Raw genomic sequence first — 16,842 nt, 5'->3', positions numbered from 1 at the left:
CAACACCGTCAACGCGTTCATTGATTACGCAACGACTCCAGCAGTGGCTGAAACTCGTCCAGCAACCAGTCCCGCAACCGCCGGCAACTGGAGTCGTGTTCCTTGTCTTCGTTGAACGCCAGGAAGTGGAAGGTATCTTTCAACACCAGTTCTTGCTCCACAGGCCGCACCAGTAGCCCTTGCACCACCAGCGGTGCAATCAAGTGATGCCAGCCCAAGGCCACCCCTTGGCTACCCAGTGCCAACTGCACCAGCAGGTTGTAGTCGTTGGCATTGAAAAAGTGCGGCGCGGTGTTGGCGCGGCTTTTCAGGTCGATGTCATGAAAGGCCAGCCACACGTTCCAGTCCACATGCTCGGCGACCTGCGAGCGGCCGTAAGGGCTGAGGTTCAGCAAGGTGCCATCACGCAGCCCTTGCAGGGTGCGTATTTCGGGGTGCTGCGCCAGGTAGTGCGGTGTGCACACCGGGTAGATCACGTCATGGTTGAGCGGGTGCGAGCTGTAGCCTGCCTGCACCTTGCCGATCTTGGTGATGTAGATGTCCGGACGCACCCCAGGCTCCATCGACAGGAAGTTCTGTGTGGTGACCAGGTTGATGTCGATGTCCGGGTTTTCGTCGAAAAACTTTGGCATGCGCGGCCCCAGCCACAGCGCGGCAAACGCCGGCGAGCAGCACAGGGTGACGACGTGTTTGGTGTTGGTGTTGCTGCGGATGCGCTCGGCCGCCTGGGAGATATTGACGAACGACAACTGCACCGCATCGAAGAAGATCGAGCCCGCCACGGTCAGCTCCACCGCGCGGCCAACGCGGGCGAACAGCTCTGCCCCCAGGTAGGTTTCCAGCTCACGAATCTGCCGGCTGACCGCAGCCTGCGTCACGCAGAGCGCCTCGGCGGCGCGGGTGAAGTTCTGGTACTTGGCGGCGGCGACGAAGACTTTGACCGCGCGCAGCGAGGGCATCTTGATCAGCGTCTGATCGGGTTCGGAGTGTCTGACCATGGGGTGGGGGCGAGGTCCTTCGTCTTAGCCAGGTAGATCACTCTAGCCTGTTCAAGGCGCGCAGGTAAATGCGCAAGGCTCTGGCGCCAGCCCCAGGGCCCGATTGATAACTTCAGGTAATGGTTAGCGCCATACAAATGTCGTTGGACCCGCTCTGGCGCAGGGCCTAACGTTAAACCCACGGCGCGACATTCGAGACATCGATGTCGAATAACTTTTTGAAGCAGGACATTCTGCGTGCCGGTTTTGACTCACGTTCGAACTTGAACGGACTGCCAAGCGTACTCGCACTGATCTCTACCCGCCTTATTGAAAGTGCGATGTTGAAAGATTGGTTAATAAGCATAATAAAGAGGGTCGTATGAGCCATGCCGATGAGATTCTTTCGGTAAACAATATCTTCAAGGTGTTCGGTCCCAACCCGGACATGGCCATGGAGATGCTCCGCAAGGGCGCCGACAAGAACGAAATCTTCAGCAAGACCGGCCACGTCGTCGGCGTGTTCGATGCAAGCTTTTCCGTCAAGCGTGGCGAGATCTTCGTCATCATGGGCCTTTCCGGTTCGGGCAAATCGACCATGGTGCGGCTGTTCAACCGCCTGATCGAGCCGACCTCCGGCAGCATTCACCTCAACGGCAAGGAAATCACCGGGCTCTCCGACAAAGCCCTGCTGGACGTGCGCCGCAAGGAAATGGGCATGGTGTTCCAGTCCTTTGCGCTGATGCCGCACATGAGCGTGCTGGAAAACACCGCGTTCGGCCTGGAAATCGCCGGTGTGGCGGAAGCCGAGCGCCACAGCCGCGCCCGTGAAGCCTTGAGCCAGGTTGGGCTGGCCGGCCATGAGCACAGCTACCCACACCAGTTGTCTGGCGGCATGCAGCAGCGCGTGGGGTTGGCCCGGGCACTGGCCAACGACCCGGCAATCTTGCTGATGGACGAGGCGTTTTCTGCCCTCGACCCGCTGATCCGCAGCGAAATGCAAGGCGAGCTGATTCGCCTGCAGGCCGAGCAGCAGCGCACCATCATTTTCATTTCCCACGACATCGAAGAAGCCATCCGGATTGGCCATCGCATCGCGATCATGGAAGGCGGCCGGGTGGTGCAGATCGGCACCCCGCAAGAGCTGATCAACCAGCCAGCCAACGATTACGTGCGCACCTTCTTCAAAAGCTTCGACAGCTCAAGGGTGCTCAAGGCCGGCGATGTAGCCAGGTTCGACCCTGCCGTGGTGTGCAAGGTCAACGGCAAGGCCCCGAGCTTCCAGGCCGGCGTGCCGTTCGGCTACCTGGTCGATGACCGCGGGCAGTTGCTGGGCGTGGTCGACACCGACGCCAACGGCGCATCCGCCAGTGACCGCTACAGCCTGCACGAGCAGTGCCCGGTGTACACCGACACGCCGCTGCACGAGGTGCTGGGTATTGCAGCCGACCTGCCGTACCCGGTCCCGGTGCTCGACCGCCAAGGTGCCTTCAAGGGCACGCTGTCGAAGAACGAGCTGCTGCAGACTCTGAGCCGCCACTAAAACAAGAAGCGCCCGCAGCGTTTACTAAAAGAGGTAAGCCCTCATGTCCGAATTCAGCCTTCTCGACCCGTTCCAGGCGGCCACCATCCCTTTGGGTGACTGGGTCACCGCTACCCTGAACTTCCTGGTGCACAACTTCCGCGAGGTGTTCCGCGCCATTCGCTGGCCCATCGACCAGGTGCTCAATGGCATCGAGTTCACCCTGCAGAGCATCCCGCCCACCATTGGCATCATCCTCTCGTCGTTGCTGGGTTGGCAGTTGGCGGGCAAGCGCATGGCCTTGCTGTGTTTCGTCACCCTGACCTTATTGGGCCTGATCGGTGTGTGGGCCGAATCGATGACCACCCTGGCGTTGGTCCTGACCTCGGTGTTCTTCTGCGCGCTCATCGGCATCCCGCTGGGCATCCTGTGTGCCCGCAGTGACCGCATGGAGCGGGTCATCCGCCCGCTGCTCGATGCCATGCAGACCCTGCCGGCCTTCGTTTACCTGGTGCCGGTGGTGATGCTGTTCGGCATCGGCAACGTGCCAGGGGTGCTGGTGACCATCGTGTTCGCCTTGCCACCACTGGTGCGCCTGACCAACCTGGGTATCCGCCAGGTGCCGGAAGACAAGATCGAGGCCGCCCGCGCCTTTGGCTGCACCCCACGGCAGATGCTGACCCGCGTGCAGCTGCCGCTGGCCACCTCGACCATCATGGCCGGCCTCAACCAGACCCTGATGCTGTCGCTGTCGATGGTGGTGATCGCCTCGATGATTTCGGTCGGCGGCCTGGGCCAGATGGTACTGCGCGGCATCGGCCGGCTGGACATGGGCCTGGCCACGGTCGGCGGCGTGGGCCTGGTACTGCTGGCGATTTTCCTCGACCGCCTGACCCAGGCCATGGGCGCCCGCACCAGCGCCGACCCAAGCTTGCGCTGGTACCACACAGGCCCCGTAGGCGTGGTGATGCGCCTGTGTGGCGCTGGGCAACCGCAAGGGCGGCGCAAGACCGCCTGAGCACAGCAAGACTTTTGAGACGTTCGATCTGCCGCACTTGAAGATAAAAATCAGAAGAAGGTAAGCGACGATGTACGAATCCAAATTCTCCCGCAGCATCCTCAAATGCGCCACGGCGTTGACCCTGGTCGCCGCAGCGCTGGGCGCCCACGCCTCGGCGGAAAAGCCGGGTGATGGCGTGAAAGTAACGCCCATCTTCCCCTCCATCGCTGAAGAGCGCTTCCGTGGCGAAGTGGCCATGGAAGGCCTGCGCGAGCTGGGCTACAAGGTTCAGGAGCCGAAGGAGACCGAATACGGCGTGATGATGGTGGCGCTCGCCAACGGCGATGCCGATTTCACCGTGCACCTGTGGGACAAACTGCACAACCAGTTTTACCAGCAGGCCGGTGGTGACGACGTGATGGTCAAGACCGGCGACATTCTGCCGGGCGTGGCCCAAGGCTACCTGATCGACAAGAAAACCGCCGACCAGTACAACATCAAGTACATCACCGACCTTAAAAAGCCAGAGATCGCCAAGCTGTTCGACACCGACGGTGACGGCAAGGCCGACATGACCGGTTGCAACCCGGGGTGGGGTTGCGAGCTGGTGATTGCCCACCACATGAAAGCCTACGACCTGGACAAGAGCATCACCGTCAACCAGGGCTCGTACTTCGCGCTGATGGCCGACACCATCACCCGTTACAAGGAAGGCAAGCCGATCTTCTACTTCACCTGGGTGCCACAGTGGATCGCCAGCGTGCTGGTCGAGGGCAAGGACGTGGTCTGGCTGGAAGTACCGAAGACCGACCTGCCGGATGGCAAGAATGATGTCGACACGATGTACCACGGCAAAAACCTCGGCTTTGCCATCGACAAGGTGGTGGCCGTGCTGAACAAGGACTTTGCCGAAAAGAACCCGGCAGCGCTGAAGTTCCTGTCGCTGGTGCAGATCAGCACGGACGACGAGAGCAACCAGAACCTGAAGATGCAGCAGGGCGAAAAGAAGCCTGCCGACATCACCCGCCATGCCAAGGAATGGGTTGCCGCCCACCGTCAGCAGTTTGACCAGTGGCTGCAGGCTTCGCGTGACGCGGCGGCCCAGGCCAGCAAATAACCTGTTTTATCGGTGTTTACCTCATCGCGGGCAAGCCCGCTCCTACACACGATCCCTGTAGGAGCGGGCTTGCCCGCGATGGGGCCAACACAGTTCCCGCAGTTGAGTTAAAGCCATGAGCCACTTCGAAAGCATCCTCAAGAACACCAACCTGGCCCACCTGGACCCTGCCTTGCGCACCTCGCTATCAATGCCGTGCCAGCGCGTGGCCTTCGTGCTGCGCGAGCACTTCTCCATGATGGCGTTCACCGCCGCCATGGACAGCCTGGTCACCGCCAACCTGATGAGCGCCACGCCACTGTTCCAGTTCCAGGTGGTGGGCGAGGGCGCCCAGGTGATGAGTGACCTGGGTATCGCCCTGCCGGTCAATACTCAGCTGGCTGACCTGGAGGTACAAGGCCTGGACTGCCTGCTGGTGTGTGGTGGCTTTCGCGTACGGCTGGAAACCGCGCCGCTGCTGCGCGCCAAGCTACGCCAGGCCGACCAGCACGGTTGCCAGCTGGGCGGGTTGTGGAACGGCGCTTACTTCCTGGCAGAAGCCGGTTTGCTCAACGACCACGACTGCGCCTTTCACCCCGATGGCCGGGCGATGATGAACGAACTGTTCCCCAAAGTACGTATCAGCCGTCAGTCCCACGTGCTGGACCGTCGCCGCATGAGCTGTGCCGGGGCCAGCAGTGCGCTGGACATGATGCTGGCGCTGCTCGAACACTGCGGTGGCGCGCCGCTGCGCCGGGCGGTCGAGCAGATGCTGGCCTGTGACCGTTCACGGGTAATGAGTGACGCCCCGGCCAGCGCGCCGGAAATCGACCCCAGCCTGCCCAAAGGGGTGCGCTTGGCATTGGAGCTGATGCACGCCAACATCGAAGACCCGATTGGCATCGACGAGATTGCCGAGCATGCCGGGTTGTCGCGGCGGCACCTCGAACGGTTGTTCCGCCGCCATGTACAGGCCACGCCGCCACGGTATTATCTGGAGCTGCGATTGACCCATGCGCGGCAGTTGCTGCAGCACACCAGCAAGTCGTTGACCGAGGTGGCGGTGGCCAGCGGGTTTGTCAGCTTCCCGCATTTTTATCGGCGCTTTCGTGAGCTGTTTGCCATCGCCCCGCGCCAATACCGGGCACGGAGCCAGGGGTGGGCAGGTCGGCAGGAAATTACTGTTCGATAACCGAACATATTTATTACCCTCACTGTCCGCTATCCGCCCATCCATTGCCAAAGCCGCATTGCCCAACCCCCGCCTTTTTGTTGTAGTGTGCCTATCCGCCGGTTGTCACCTGCCCTCATCACCCCACAACCGGCCCGATAGAATGACCGTGACGACCGCAACCACAGCCCACAAGGCTGTAGGAAGCGGCGACCAGAACAATAACGATACCGAGTGCCTTGCCTATGGAGAGCCGCCTGCTGAGCGAGCGCAGTAGCGTGTTTCATCACGCCGACCCCTATGCTGTGTCCGATTATGTGAACCAGCATGTAGGCCAGCATTGCATCGGTCTGTCGCGCACCACCCACCCCCAGGCCAGCCTCAGCCACCGCAAGTTCGCCGAACTCGACCTGTGCCGCATCAGCTATGGCGGCAGCGTGCGCGTTACCTCGCCGGCACTGGAAACCATCTATCACCTGCAGGTGCTGCTTAACGGCAACTGCCTGTGGCGCGGGCACAAGCGCGAGCAGCACCTCGTGCCGGGCGAGTTGCTGCTGATCAACCCGGATGACCCGGTTGACCTGACCTATTCGGAAGACTGCGAGAAGTTCATCCTCAAGGTGCCCACCCGGCTACTGGATTCGATCTGCGACGAACAGCGCTGGCACCGGCCAGAAGGCGGTGTGCGGTTCCTGCGCAACCATTACCGGCTCGATGAACTGGACGGGTTCGTCAACCTGCTTGCCATGGTTTGCCACGAGGCGGAAGTGAGTGATTCGCTGCCGCGCGTGCAGGGGCACTACAGCCAGATTGTCGCCAGCAAGCTGTTGACCCTGATGAGTACCAATATTCGTCGTGAAAGCCTAAGCGCACCACAAGCCGGCCTTGAGCGCATTCTTGATTACATCGAGCGCAACCTGAAGCTGGAGCTGCCGGCTGAGGTGCTGGCAGAACAGGCCTGTATGAGTTTGCGTTCGCTGTATGCGCTGTTCGATCAGCATCTGGGCACCACACCCAAGCATTACGTGCGCCAGCGCAAGCTGGAACGGGTGCATGCGTGCCTGAATGACCCCACTTGTGGTGTGCGCAGCGTGACAGAGCTTGCTCTGGATTACGGCTTTCTGCATTTGGGCCGGTTCTCCGAGGTGTATCGGCAGCAGTTTGGTGAGCTGCCTTCGCAGACGTTCAAGCGGCGGGGATGATGCCCGCCGGCTTGGGTACCTGATATTTCTGCCAGTTGTTTGCATTACATGCGTAAGCCACCCTTAGCTTTATCTTGGGTACAAGGTGGCAATCATGTCGACTCCATTGCAGTACACCATCTATGGGCATGATGGATGTTATCAATATGCATCAATGCTGCGCTTCAACGGCCAGAGAAAAGAATCCGCCACAGGGCACTACCTGCTGGGGAACGGATACCGTGCGTTCAATACCGTTTTGATGAGATTCCACAGCCCTGACAGTTTGAGCCCGATGGGTGCTGGGGGATTAAATTGTTATGCCTATTGTGGTGGTGATCCCGTTAACAATACTGACCCCAGCGGACATGAAATTGTTTCAAAAGTAAAACTCCCAAGCATCCGGCTTAAGGTGGGAAGCACCAAAGGCGGGTATAGCGTCAATCCAGATTTCAACAGAGGCAAGTTTGCCCCCCGTGTTGTAAGCCAGCGTGTTGTAGACGCGGTTGATGCGCTGGGTCGTGGTTATGGGAGCCATATAGAACCAATCATGAATGCGGCTGTATGGTCGCCTAGTCAAAAGTTGCTGGTGGAAGGGAGCGCCGTGACGTTGTCAGATCGTATCGGGAAAGCCTGGGAGAGGATTACATCAACGCCCGCTACCAAGAGTTTTGAGCGCAGATGGCTTGAATCGGAACAGGCCCAGAGGATTGAAGCATTTAATATGCTTGAAGAGCTCGATAGAAAAATGAAAGCTGCTGAAGATATCCCACGGGTACAAAGCTGGCTCCATGACCCCAAGCGACAGGTTCCCAAAGTGCGAGACCCCGGAAAAACCGGATAGCGCTCTGCACAATCCGGATAGTCCCCCGCCAGTCGTCTCCCTAATCTGACCAGGTCTAAACAATAACAATGGAGACCCTGGCCATGTCCCTGGGATTCGACTACCTCAATGCCATGCTCGAGGACGACCGTGAAAAGGGCATCTACCGCTGCAAGCGCGAGATGTTCACCGACCCACGCCTGTTCGACCTGGAGATGAAACACATCTTCGAGGGCAACTGGATCTACCTGGCGCACGAAAGCCAGATCCCCGAAAAGAATGACTTCCTCACCCTTACCATGGGGCGCCAGCCGATTTTCATCGCGCGCAACAAGGACGGTGAGCTCAATGCCTTCCTCAATGCCTGCAGCCACCGCGGCGCCATGTTGTGCCGGCACAAGCGCGGCAACCGCTCCAGCTATACCTGCCCGTTCCACGGCTGGACGTTCAACAACAGCGGCAAGCTGCTGAAGGTAAAAGACCCGAGCAACGCCGGCTACCCCGACAGCTTCAACTGCGACGGCTCCCACGACCTGACCAAGGTCGCCCGTTTTGAGTCGTACCGTGGCTTCCTGTTCGGCAGCCTGAATGCCGATGTAAAACCGCTGGTCGAGCACCTGGGTGAGTCGGCCAAGATCATCGACATGATCGTCGACCAGTCGCCAGAAGGCCTGGAAGTGCTGCGCGGTGCCAGCTCGTACATCTACGAAGGCAACTGGAAGCTCACCGCCGAAAACGGCGCCGATGGCTACCACGTCAGCTCCGTGCACTGGAACTACGCCGCTACCCAGAACCAGCGCAAGCAGCGTGAAGCCGGTGATGAGATCAAGACCATGAGCGCCGGTTCCTGGGCCAAGCAGGGCGGGGGCTTCTATTCCTTCGACCATGGCCACCTGCTGTTGTGGACCCGCTGGGCCAACCCGGAAGACCGCCCGGCCTACGAGCGCCGTGACCAGCTGGCTGCCGACTTCGGCCAGGCCCGTGCCGACTGGATGATCGAGAACTCGCGCAACCTGTGCCTGTACCCGAACGTGTACCTGATGGACCAGTTCAGCTCGCAGATCCGCGTTGCGCGGCCGATTTCGGTGAACAAGACCGAAATCACCATCTACTGCATCGCGCCCAAAGGCGAGAGCGCCGATGCTCGCGCCAAGCGCATTCGCCAGTACGAAGACTTCTTCAACGTCAGCGGCATGGCCACCCCGGACGACCTGGAAGAGTTCCGCTCCTGCCAGACCGGCTACGGCGGCGGCACTGGCTGGAACGACATGTCCCGTGGCGCGAAGCACTGGGTCGAAGGCGCCGATGAGGCAGCTAAAGAGATCGAGCTCCATCCGCTGCTGTCTGGCGTGCGCACCGAGGACGAAGGCCTGTTCGTGCTGCAGCACAAATACTGGCAGGACACCATGATCCAGGCCCTGAAGGACGAACAGCAGCTGATCCCTGTGGAGGCCGTGCAATGAGCCTGTATGAAACCGTGCGCGACTTCCTCTACCGCGAAGCGCGCTACCTGGACGACGCCCAGTGGGACCAGTGGCTGGAACTGTACGCCAGCGATGCCAGCTTCTGGATGCCAAGCTGGGACGATGACGACACCCTCACCGAAGACCCACAAAGCGAAATCTCGCTGATCTGGTACGGCAACCGTGGCGGCCTGGAAGACCGCGTGTTCCGTATCAAGACCGAGCGCTCCAGTGCGACCGTGCCGGACACCCGCACCTCGCACAACATCAGCAACATCGAGATCGTCGAGCAAGGCGAGGGCAGCTGCCAGGTGCGTTTCAATTGGCACACCCTGAGCTTCCGCTACAAGACCACCGACAGTTACTTCGGCACCAGCTTCTACACCCTCGACCTGCGCGGCGAGCAGCCGCTGATCAAGGCCAAGAAGGTGGTGCTGAAGAACGACTACGTGCGCCAGGTCATCGACATCTACCACATCTGATACAGGGTTTTGCGAGCATTGCCCGGTGCGTCCTGCGACGCGCCGTGGGCCGGCTCGCCCGCGAGGTGCAACATGAGCTACCAGATCGCACTGAATTTCGAAGACGGGGTTACCCGTTTCATTGAAGCCACCGGCCATGAAACCGTGGCCGACGCTGCCTACCGCCAAGGCATCAACATCCCGCTGGACTGCCGCGATGGCGCCTGCGGCACCTGCAAATGCAAGGCCGAATCCGGCCGCTACGACCTGGGCGACAACTTCATCGAAGACGCCCTCAACGAAGACGAAATTGCCGAAGGCTTCGTGCTGACCTGCCAGATGCGCGCCGAAAGCGACTGCGTCATCCGCATTCCGGCTTCGTCGCAGCTGTGCAAGACCGAACAGGCCAGCTTCGAGGCGGCCATCAGCGATGTACGCCAGCTGTCGGCCAGCACCATAGCCCTGTCGATCAAGGGCGAGGCCCTGAGCCGCCTGGCCTTCCTGCCGGGGCAGTACGTCAACCTCAAGGTGCCGGGCAGCGAGCAGAGCCGTGCCTATTCGTTCAGTTCGTTGCAGAAGGACGGCGAAGTCAGCTTCCTGATCCGCAACGTCCCGGGCGGCCTGATGAGCAGCTTCCTCACCAACCTGGCCAAGGCCGGCGACAGCATGAGCTTGGCGGGGCCGTTGGGCAGCTTCTACCTGCGACCAATCCAGCGCCCGCTGTTGTTGCTGGCTGGCGGCACTGGCCTGGCCCCGTTCACCGCGATGCTGGAAAAGATCGCCGAGCAGGGCAGTGAACACCCGTTGCATCTGATCTATGGCGTGACCAATGACTTCGACCTGGTCGAGCTGGATCGGCTGCAAGACTTTGCAGCGCGTATCCCCAACTTCACCTTCAGCGCTTGCGTAGCCAACCCGGACAGCCAGTACCCGCAGAAGGGCTATGTTACCCAGCACATCGAGCCGCGCCACCTGAACGATGGCGATGTGGACCTGTACCTGTGCGGGCCGCCACCGATGGTCGAGGCGGTGAGCCAGTACGTGCGCGAACAGGGCATTACCCCGGCCAACTTCTACTACGAGAAGTTCGCGGCGGCGGCCTGATTCCTTCATCCCAAACAAAACACCGCCCCCTGGGGGAGCGGGTTCACCCGCGAAGAGGCCGGCAGATACAACGGCTGTGCCTTGTCGGACGCATTCGCGGGTAAACCCGCTCCCACAGGGACTGCGGGAAGGCGGAGATTTGCGTATGAACAACAGATTCCAAGGCAAAGTTGCCCTGGTCACCGGTGCCGCTCAAGGCATCGGCCGTGGCGTGTGCTGGCGGCTGAAGGCCGAAGGCGCGCAAGTGGTGGCGGTAGACCGTTCCGAACTGGTCCACGAGTTGGCCGGCGAGGGCATGCTCACCCTCACTGCCGACCTCGAACAACACGCCGACTGCGCCCGGGTAATGGCCAGCGCGGTGGAAACCTTCGGCCGCCTCGACATCCTGGTCAACAACGTCGGCGGCACCATCTGGGCCAAGCCTTTCGAACACTACGAGGTGGAGCAGATCGAGGCCGAGGTGCGCCGCTCGCTGTTCCCCACCCTGTGGTGCTGCCATGCCGCGCTGCCCTACATGCTCGAACGCGGTAGCGGCGCCATCGTCAACGTCTCGTCCATCGCCACCCGTGGCGTCAACCGCGTGCCTTATGGTGCGGCCAAGGGCGGCGTCAACGCGCTCACCGCGTGCCTGGCCTTTGAAACCGCTGGCCGTGGCATCCGTGTCAACGCCACCGCACCCGGCGGCACCGAAGCGCCACCCCGGCGCGTGCCACGCAACAGCGCCGAGCAAAGCGAACAGGAAAAACACTGGTACCAGCAGATCGTCGACCAGACCCTCGACAGCAGCCTGATGCACCGCTACGGCAGCATCGACGAGCAAGTGGGCGCGATTCTGTTTCTTGCGTCCGACGAAGCCTCGTACATCACAGGCGTGACCTTGCCGGTAGGGGGCGGCGACCTCGGCTGAGCAGCAACTTCCAGGCAACAGCTTTCACTCACAACAAAAACAAGAGCGACAGATGCCATGCGAACCCTTGACGTACACCCGATCATCGATAACGCACGCTTTACCCCGTTCCACTGGATGGTCATGGCCTGGTGCGGCCTGCTGCTGATCTTTGACGGCTATGACCTGTTCATCTACGGCGTGGTACTGCCGGTCATCATGAAAGAGTGGGGGCTTACCCCGTTGCAGGCCGGTGCGCTGGGCAGCTACGCGCTGTTCGGCATGATGTTCGGCGCCTTGGCATTCGGCAGCCTGGCCGACCGTATCGGGCGCAAGAAGGGCATTGCCATCTGTTTCGCCTTGTTCTCGGGGGCAACCATTCTCAATGGCTTTGCCAGCAGCCCGAGCGAGTTCGGCATCTACCGTTTCATCGCCGGCCTGGGCTGTGGCGGCCTGATGCCCAACGCTGTGGCACTGATGAACGAATATGCGCCCAAGCGCTTGCGCAGCACGCTGGTGGCAATCATGTTCAGCGGCTATTCGCTGGGCGGCATGCTGTCGGCAGGTGTGGGCATCTTCATGCTGCCGCGCTTTGGTTGGGAGTCGATGTTCTTCGCCGCGGCCGTGCCACTGCTGCTGTTGCCGGTGATCCTCTACTACCTGCCTGAGTCGATCGGCTTCCTGGTGCGCCAGGGCCGCACCGAAGAAGCTCGCAAACTGTTGAAGCGGCTGGACCCGGAATGCGATGTACAGGCGGATGACGTGCTGCAGGCCGCTGACCGCAAAGGCAGCGGGGCATCGGTGCTGGAGCTGTTCCGCAATGGTCTGGCCATACGCACACTGGCGTTGTGGCTGGCGTTCTTCTGCTGCCTGCTGATGGTCTATGCACTCAGTTCCTGGCTGCCGAAACTGATGGCCAACGCGGGCTACAGCCTGGGTTCGAGCCTGTCGTTCCTGCTGGCGCTGAACTTTGGCGGCATGGCCGGGGCAATTCTGGGCGGCTGGCTGGGCGACCGCTACAACCTGGTCAAGGTGAAGGTGGCGTTCTTCATTGCCGCTGCGCTGTCGATCAGCCTGCTGGGGGTGAACAGCCCGATGCCGGTGCTTTACCTGCTGATCTTCATTGCTGGCGCCACCACCATCGGCACGCAGATTCTGCTGTATGCCGGTGCTGCGCAAATGTATGGGCTGTCGGTGCGCTCCACTGGCCTGGGCTGGGCCTCGGGCATTGGTCGTAACGGCGCCATCGTCGGTCCGCTGCTGGGCGGCGCACTGATGGGCATCAACCTGCCGCTGCAACTCAACTTCATCGCGTTCGCCATCCCTGGCGCAATCGCTGCGCTGGCCATGGCTGTGCACCTGGCCAGTGGCCGTCGGCAGGCTCAGGCCCTTGCGGCGCAGGCGTAACCCGAAGAACAAGCGCCGGGCACCGCGCCCGGCCAATGCCCTGCCAGAGGTGCCATGAAAACCCTGATCAAGGACAGCTCGCTGTCCGCCATCGTCGCCGGCTGCATCGCCACGATGATCTCCTACGCAGGCCCGTTGGTGATCATCTTCCACGGCGCCGAAGCCGCCGGCCTGTCCCACCAACAGTTGTCATCCTGGGTCTGGGCCGTGTCCATGGGCAGTGCCGTGCTCGGTGCGCTGCTCAGCCTGCGCTACCGGGTACCTGTGGTGATCGCCTGGTCGATTCCAGGTTCCGCGCTGCTGGTCACCGCCTTGCCGCAACTCGGCCTGGAGCAGGCCGTGGGGGCTTACCTGGTGGCCAATCTGATTCTGCTGATGATCGGCATCAGCGGGGCCTTCGACCGCATTATCGCGCGCCTGCCGGGGTCCATCGCTGCCGGCATGCAGGCCGGCATCCTGTTCAGCTTCGGCATCGAAGTGTTCCGCGCCCTGCCAGTGCAGCCGCTGCTGGTGCTGGCGATGTTCGTTACCTACGTGCTGATGCGTCGGCTACAGCCACGCTATGCGGTGGCGGCGGTGCTGTGTGTGGGCACCCTGGTGACCGTTGCCAGCGGCGCGTTTCGCAGTGAGGCGCTGGTGCTGGAACTGGCTTCGCCACAGTGGGTCACGCCGCAGTTCAGCCTTTCGGCGGTATTCAGCCTGGCCTTGCCAATGGTGCTGGTGGCGCTGACCGGGCAGTTCATGCCAGGCATGGCGGTACTGCGCAACGCCGGCTACGCCACACCCGCCAGCTCGTTGATCAGCGCCAGTGCGCTGGCTGGAGCGCTGCTGGCGCCGTTCGGCTGCCACGGGCTGAACCTGGCGGCGGTTACCGCCAGCCTGTGCACCGGCCATGAAGCCCATGAAAACCCGCGGCGGCGCTATGTGGCGGCGGTGGCTGGCAGTGCGCTGTACCTGCTGCTGGGCATTGCCGGCGCCACGTTGATGTCGCTGTTCGCCGCGTTTCCTGCTGCGCTGATCGCTGCCCTGGCCGGCTTGGCCCTGTATGGCGCCATCAGCGAGGCCCTGGCCCGCAGCCTGGCAGAGCCAGCCGAGCGCGACGCCGGGCTGTTCACCTTCCTGGTCACCGCTTCGGGGGTGGCGTTCCTGGGGCTGTCAGCGGCGTTCTGGGGGCTGCTGTTCGGCCTGCTGGCCCACGCGCTGCTCAGGTTGCATCGGCCACGTGCCAGGGAGGTGCTGCGCCGTACCCCATGAACTGCCGTGTTCCCAACGCTTTACCCATAACAACAAGATCAAGAGAGCTTCGGAATGAATCACACCCCTTGTGTCGCCCTGGGCCTGACTTTGCTCAGCCAACCGCTGCTGGCTGCCGAAGGCGGCTTCTTCGAGGACTCGAAGGCCACCCTGAGTGCCCGCAACTACTATTTCAGCCGCGATTTCTCTGACATCGTCGGGGCCAACAAGCAGTCCAAGGCCGAGGAGTGGGCCCAGGGCTTCATCCTCGACTTCAAGTCGGGCTACACCCCGGGTACCGTCGGTTTTGGCGTGGACGCGCTGGGCCTGCTGGGCATCAAGCTCGACAGCAGCCCCGACCGGGCCAATACCGGCCTGCTGCCGGTGCATGGCGATGGCCGTGCCGCCGACGAGTACAGCCGCCTGGCGCCCACCTTCAAGGCCCGCCTGTCGAAAACCGAACTGCGCGTCGGTGAGCTGCAGCCCAACCTGCCGGTACTGACGTTCAGTGATATCCGCCTGCTGCCACCGACTTACCAGGGCGCCAGTTTGAGTTCGTCGGAAATCGACGGGCTGACCTTGCAGGCCGGCCACCTGAAAAGCACCCACCTGCGTAACGAAGGCGGCGACGGCAAGATGAACGCCATGCTCGGCCATGTGCCGATGCGCCAGGCCGAAAGCGATGCCTTCAACTACGTGGGCGGCGACTATGCGTTCAACGCCAACCAGAGCAGCGTCAGCCTGTGGTACGGGCAGTTGGAAGACATCTATGAACAAGGCTTTGTCGGCCTGAAGCACAGCAAGCCAGTGGGGGACTGGGTGCTTAGCGCAAACCTGGGCTATTTCACCGCGCGTGAAGATGGCGATGCGCTGCTGGGCAATATCGACAACCAGGCGTTCTTCTCGATGTTCACCGCCCGGCACGGCGGGCACAGCTTCCATGCCGGCTACCAGGGCATCTATGGCGATAGCCCGTTCCCTCGGGTATTCGCCAACATTTCACCGTTGGGTAACGAGGTGCCGACGTATGAGTTTGCCTACACCGATGAGCGCTCGTACCAGGTGCGCTACGACTACAACTTCGCCGCCATGGGCGTACCTGGGCTGACAGCGACCGTGCGCTACATAACCGGTAACAATGTCGATACCGGGCTAGGTTACGAAGGGCGGGATCGCGAACGTGACCTGGACATTGGCTATGCGGTGCAGAGCGGCGTGCTGAAGGGGCTGGGGATTCGGGTGAGGAACGCCATGGCGCGCTCCAATTACCGCAGTGACATCGACGAGAATCGCCTGACGTTGGTGTACACCTGGCAGCTGTTCTGAGCCTGCCAAGGGAATTGCGCACCGTGGTCGTATGAAGGTAGCTTGCGCAAATGTCCCTTTCAGGAGCGCGACCCTTGGACTCCATCACCCAAGCCGTACTCGGCGCGGCCCTGCAGGGCACCGTGCTTGGCCGCATCCAGGGCCGACGCGCTTTGCTGTATGGCGCTGCGCTGGGCACGCTGCCTGACCTGGACGTGATCATCCGCTACGCCGACCCTGTGTCGCAGATGACCTACCACCGCGGGTTCTCCCACTCGCTGTTCGTGCTTACCGGGCTGGCCTTGCTGCTGGCCTGGCTGGTCAACAAATGCTGGCCTGGCAAGGGTTACACCTTGCCCAGGCTGTTCCTCGCATTCTGGCTGGTACTCGTCACCCACCCGTTGCTGGATGCCTTCACGGTTTATGGCACGCAGTTGTTCTGGCCACTGCAAGCCACGCCGCAAAGCTGGGCGGCGGTGTTCATCATCGACCCGGTCTACACCTTGCCGCTGCTGGCGGCGGTTCTCTACGCCATCCTCAAGGGGGTGACCGCAAAGGCGACACGTCTGCTGACGTTGGCGCTGGTGTTCAGTACCGCTTACCTGGGTTTCGGCCTTGCCGGGCGTATGGCGGCTGAGCAGCGCTTCCAGGCGGCGCTGGATCAGCAAGGCATTGCCGCCAGTGAAGTGCGCGCCGTGCCGATCGCTTTCAACAGTCTGGTCTGGCGAGTACTGGCCAAGACCCCGGAGGGTGATTACTACGAGGGCATCAGCAGCGGGTTCGACCGCCAAGCGCCTGAGATGCAGCGTTTGCCACGTAATTTGCAGCTGGCGAAAGCATTGGCAGGAAGCCCTCTGCACCAGCGTTTGCGCTGGTTTACCGATGACTGGCTGCGCTACGACCAGGTGGGCGACGCGCTGGTGGTGACCGACTTGCGCATGGGCATCCCTGGCAACTACACCTTCCGTTTCAACATGGCCCACCGTGACCGCCAGGGGCACTGGGTTGCCGATGTGCCTTCGCGGTGGCAAGGCAGCGGGCCTGGCTCGATGTTCAACGGTAATGACCTGCGTCTGATCTGGCGGCGTATTGTCGACCAGCAGCCACCACTGCCGTTGGCCACCTGGACTGACGCGTACATGAGGCCAGCCCCGAACACGCCCTAGCCAGCCTGTGGCCTTGCATTAGCTGGCTTCGGCCCCATTTATGCCGG

At 61.7% G+C, this 16,842-nt stretch carries 15 protein-coding genes; 14 read left to right on the top strand and 1 reads right to left on the bottom strand.

All coding sequences use genetic code 11. The features are described from left to right. Positions 1–17: 17 nt before the first annotated feature. The gene (locus tag QQ992_RS13270) at positions 18–998 is read right to left on the bottom strand and encodes a LysR family transcriptional regulator (protein ID WP_198752227.1); all 981 of its coding nucleotides are present in this window, start codon (positions 996–998) and stop codon (positions 18–20) included. A gap of 361 nt (positions 999–1,359) precedes the next feature. On the opposite strand from QQ992_RS13270, the gene QQ992_RS13265 reads away from it, so the two are divergent. The 14 genes from QQ992_RS13265 to QQ992_RS13200 all read left to right on the top strand — a co-directional run bounded on the left by QQ992_RS13265 (position 1,360) and on the right by QQ992_RS13200 (position 16,795). Continuing rightward, complete coding sequence (locus tag QQ992_RS13265) at positions 1,360–2,520, top strand: quaternary amine ABC transporter ATP-binding protein (protein ID WP_286113797.1); 1,161 nt, start codon at positions 1,360–1,362, stop codon at positions 2,518–2,520. A gap of 43 nt (positions 2,521–2,563) precedes the next feature. After that, the gene (proW, locus tag QQ992_RS13260) at positions 2,564–3,517 is read left to right on the top strand and encodes a glycine betaine/L-proline ABC transporter permease ProW (RefSeq protein WP_105948126.1); all 954 of its coding nucleotides are present in this window, start codon (positions 2,564–2,566) and stop codon (positions 3,515–3,517) included. 70 nt (positions 3,518–3,587) lie between these two features. After that, a complete protein-coding gene (proX, locus tag QQ992_RS13255) occupies positions 3,588–4,616 on the top strand; it encodes a glycine betaine/L-proline ABC transporter substrate-binding protein ProX (protein WP_286113796.1) in 1,029 nt (342 codons plus the stop codon). A gap of 115 nt (positions 4,617–4,731) precedes the next feature. Beyond that, entirely contained in the window at positions 4,732–5,787 is a 1,056-nt protein-coding gene (locus QQ992_RS13250) for a GlxA family transcriptional regulator (RefSeq protein WP_286113795.1), read from the top strand. A 224-nt stretch (positions 5,788–6,011) separates the two neighbouring features. Beyond that, positions 6,012–6,968 (top strand): benABC operon transcriptional activator BenR, encoded by a 957-nt coding sequence (benR, locus tag QQ992_RS13245; protein ID WP_119370027.1) that lies wholly within the window; start codon positions 6,012–6,014, stop codon positions 6,966–6,968. Between the two features lie 94 nt (positions 6,969–7,062). After that, entirely contained in the window at positions 7,063–7,791 is a 729-nt protein-coding gene (locus QQ992_RS28115) for an RHS repeat-associated core domain-containing protein (protein WP_433963111.1), read from the top strand. 83 nt (positions 7,792–7,874) lie between these two features. Next, positions 7,875–9,233 (top strand): benzoate 1,2-dioxygenase large subunit, encoded by a 1,359-nt coding sequence (gene benA / locus QQ992_RS13235; protein ID WP_016715262.1) that lies wholly within the window; start codon positions 7,875–7,877, stop codon positions 9,231–9,233. Then, positions 9,230–9,715 (top strand): benzoate 1,2-dioxygenase small subunit, encoded by a 486-nt coding sequence (gene benB, locus QQ992_RS13230; protein ID WP_004374327.1) that lies wholly within the window; start codon positions 9,230–9,232, stop codon positions 9,713–9,715. Before benA ends, benB begins: the two co-directional genes overlap by 4 nt. Before the next feature lie 72 nt (positions 9,716–9,787). Continuing rightward, complete coding sequence (gene benC, locus QQ992_RS13225; RefSeq protein WP_286113793.1) at positions 9,788–10,798, top strand: benzoate 1,2-dioxygenase electron transfer component BenC; 1,011 nt, start codon at positions 9,788–9,790, stop codon at positions 10,796–10,798. Between the two features lie 145 nt (positions 10,799–10,943). Next, the gene (locus QQ992_RS13220) at positions 10,944–11,705 is read left to right on the top strand and encodes a 1,6-dihydroxycyclohexa-2,4-diene-1-carboxylate dehydrogenase (RefSeq protein WP_019096256.1); all 762 of its coding nucleotides are present in this window, start codon (positions 10,944–10,946) and stop codon (positions 11,703–11,705) included. A 57-nt stretch (positions 11,706–11,762) separates the two neighbouring features. Next, positions 11,763–13,091 carry an MFS transporter gene (locus tag QQ992_RS13215; RefSeq protein ID WP_019096255.1) on the top strand — a complete coding sequence of 443 codons (1,329 nt, stop codon included), beginning with the start codon at positions 11,763–11,765 and terminating at the stop codon, positions 13,089–13,091. A gap of 54 nt (positions 13,092–13,145) precedes the next feature. Next, positions 13,146–14,345 (top strand): benzoate/H(+) symporter BenE family transporter, encoded by a 1,200-nt coding sequence (locus tag QQ992_RS13210; protein WP_286113789.1) that lies wholly within the window; start codon positions 13,146–13,148, stop codon positions 14,343–14,345. Between the two features lie 54 nt (positions 14,346–14,399). Next, on the top strand, positions 14,400–15,650 hold the full coding sequence (locus QQ992_RS13205; RefSeq protein WP_119370020.1) for an OprD family porin: 1,251 nt from the start codon (positions 14,400–14,402) through the stop codon (positions 15,648–15,650). Between the two features lie 74 nt (positions 15,651–15,724). Next, positions 15,725–16,795, top strand: a complete 1,071-nt coding sequence (locus tag QQ992_RS13200; RefSeq protein WP_286113788.1) for a metal-dependent hydrolase — start codon at positions 15,725–15,727, stop codon at positions 16,793–16,795. Positions 16,796–16,842: the final 47 nt, after the last annotated feature.

The sequence above is a fragment of the Pseudomonas kurunegalensis genome (assembly GCF_030291635.1).
Classification (GTDB): domain Bacteria; phylum Pseudomonadota; class Gammaproteobacteria; order Pseudomonadales; family Pseudomonadaceae; genus Aquipseudomonas; species Aquipseudomonas monteilii.
This window is presented reverse-complemented; position numbering and strand designations above follow the sequence as displayed.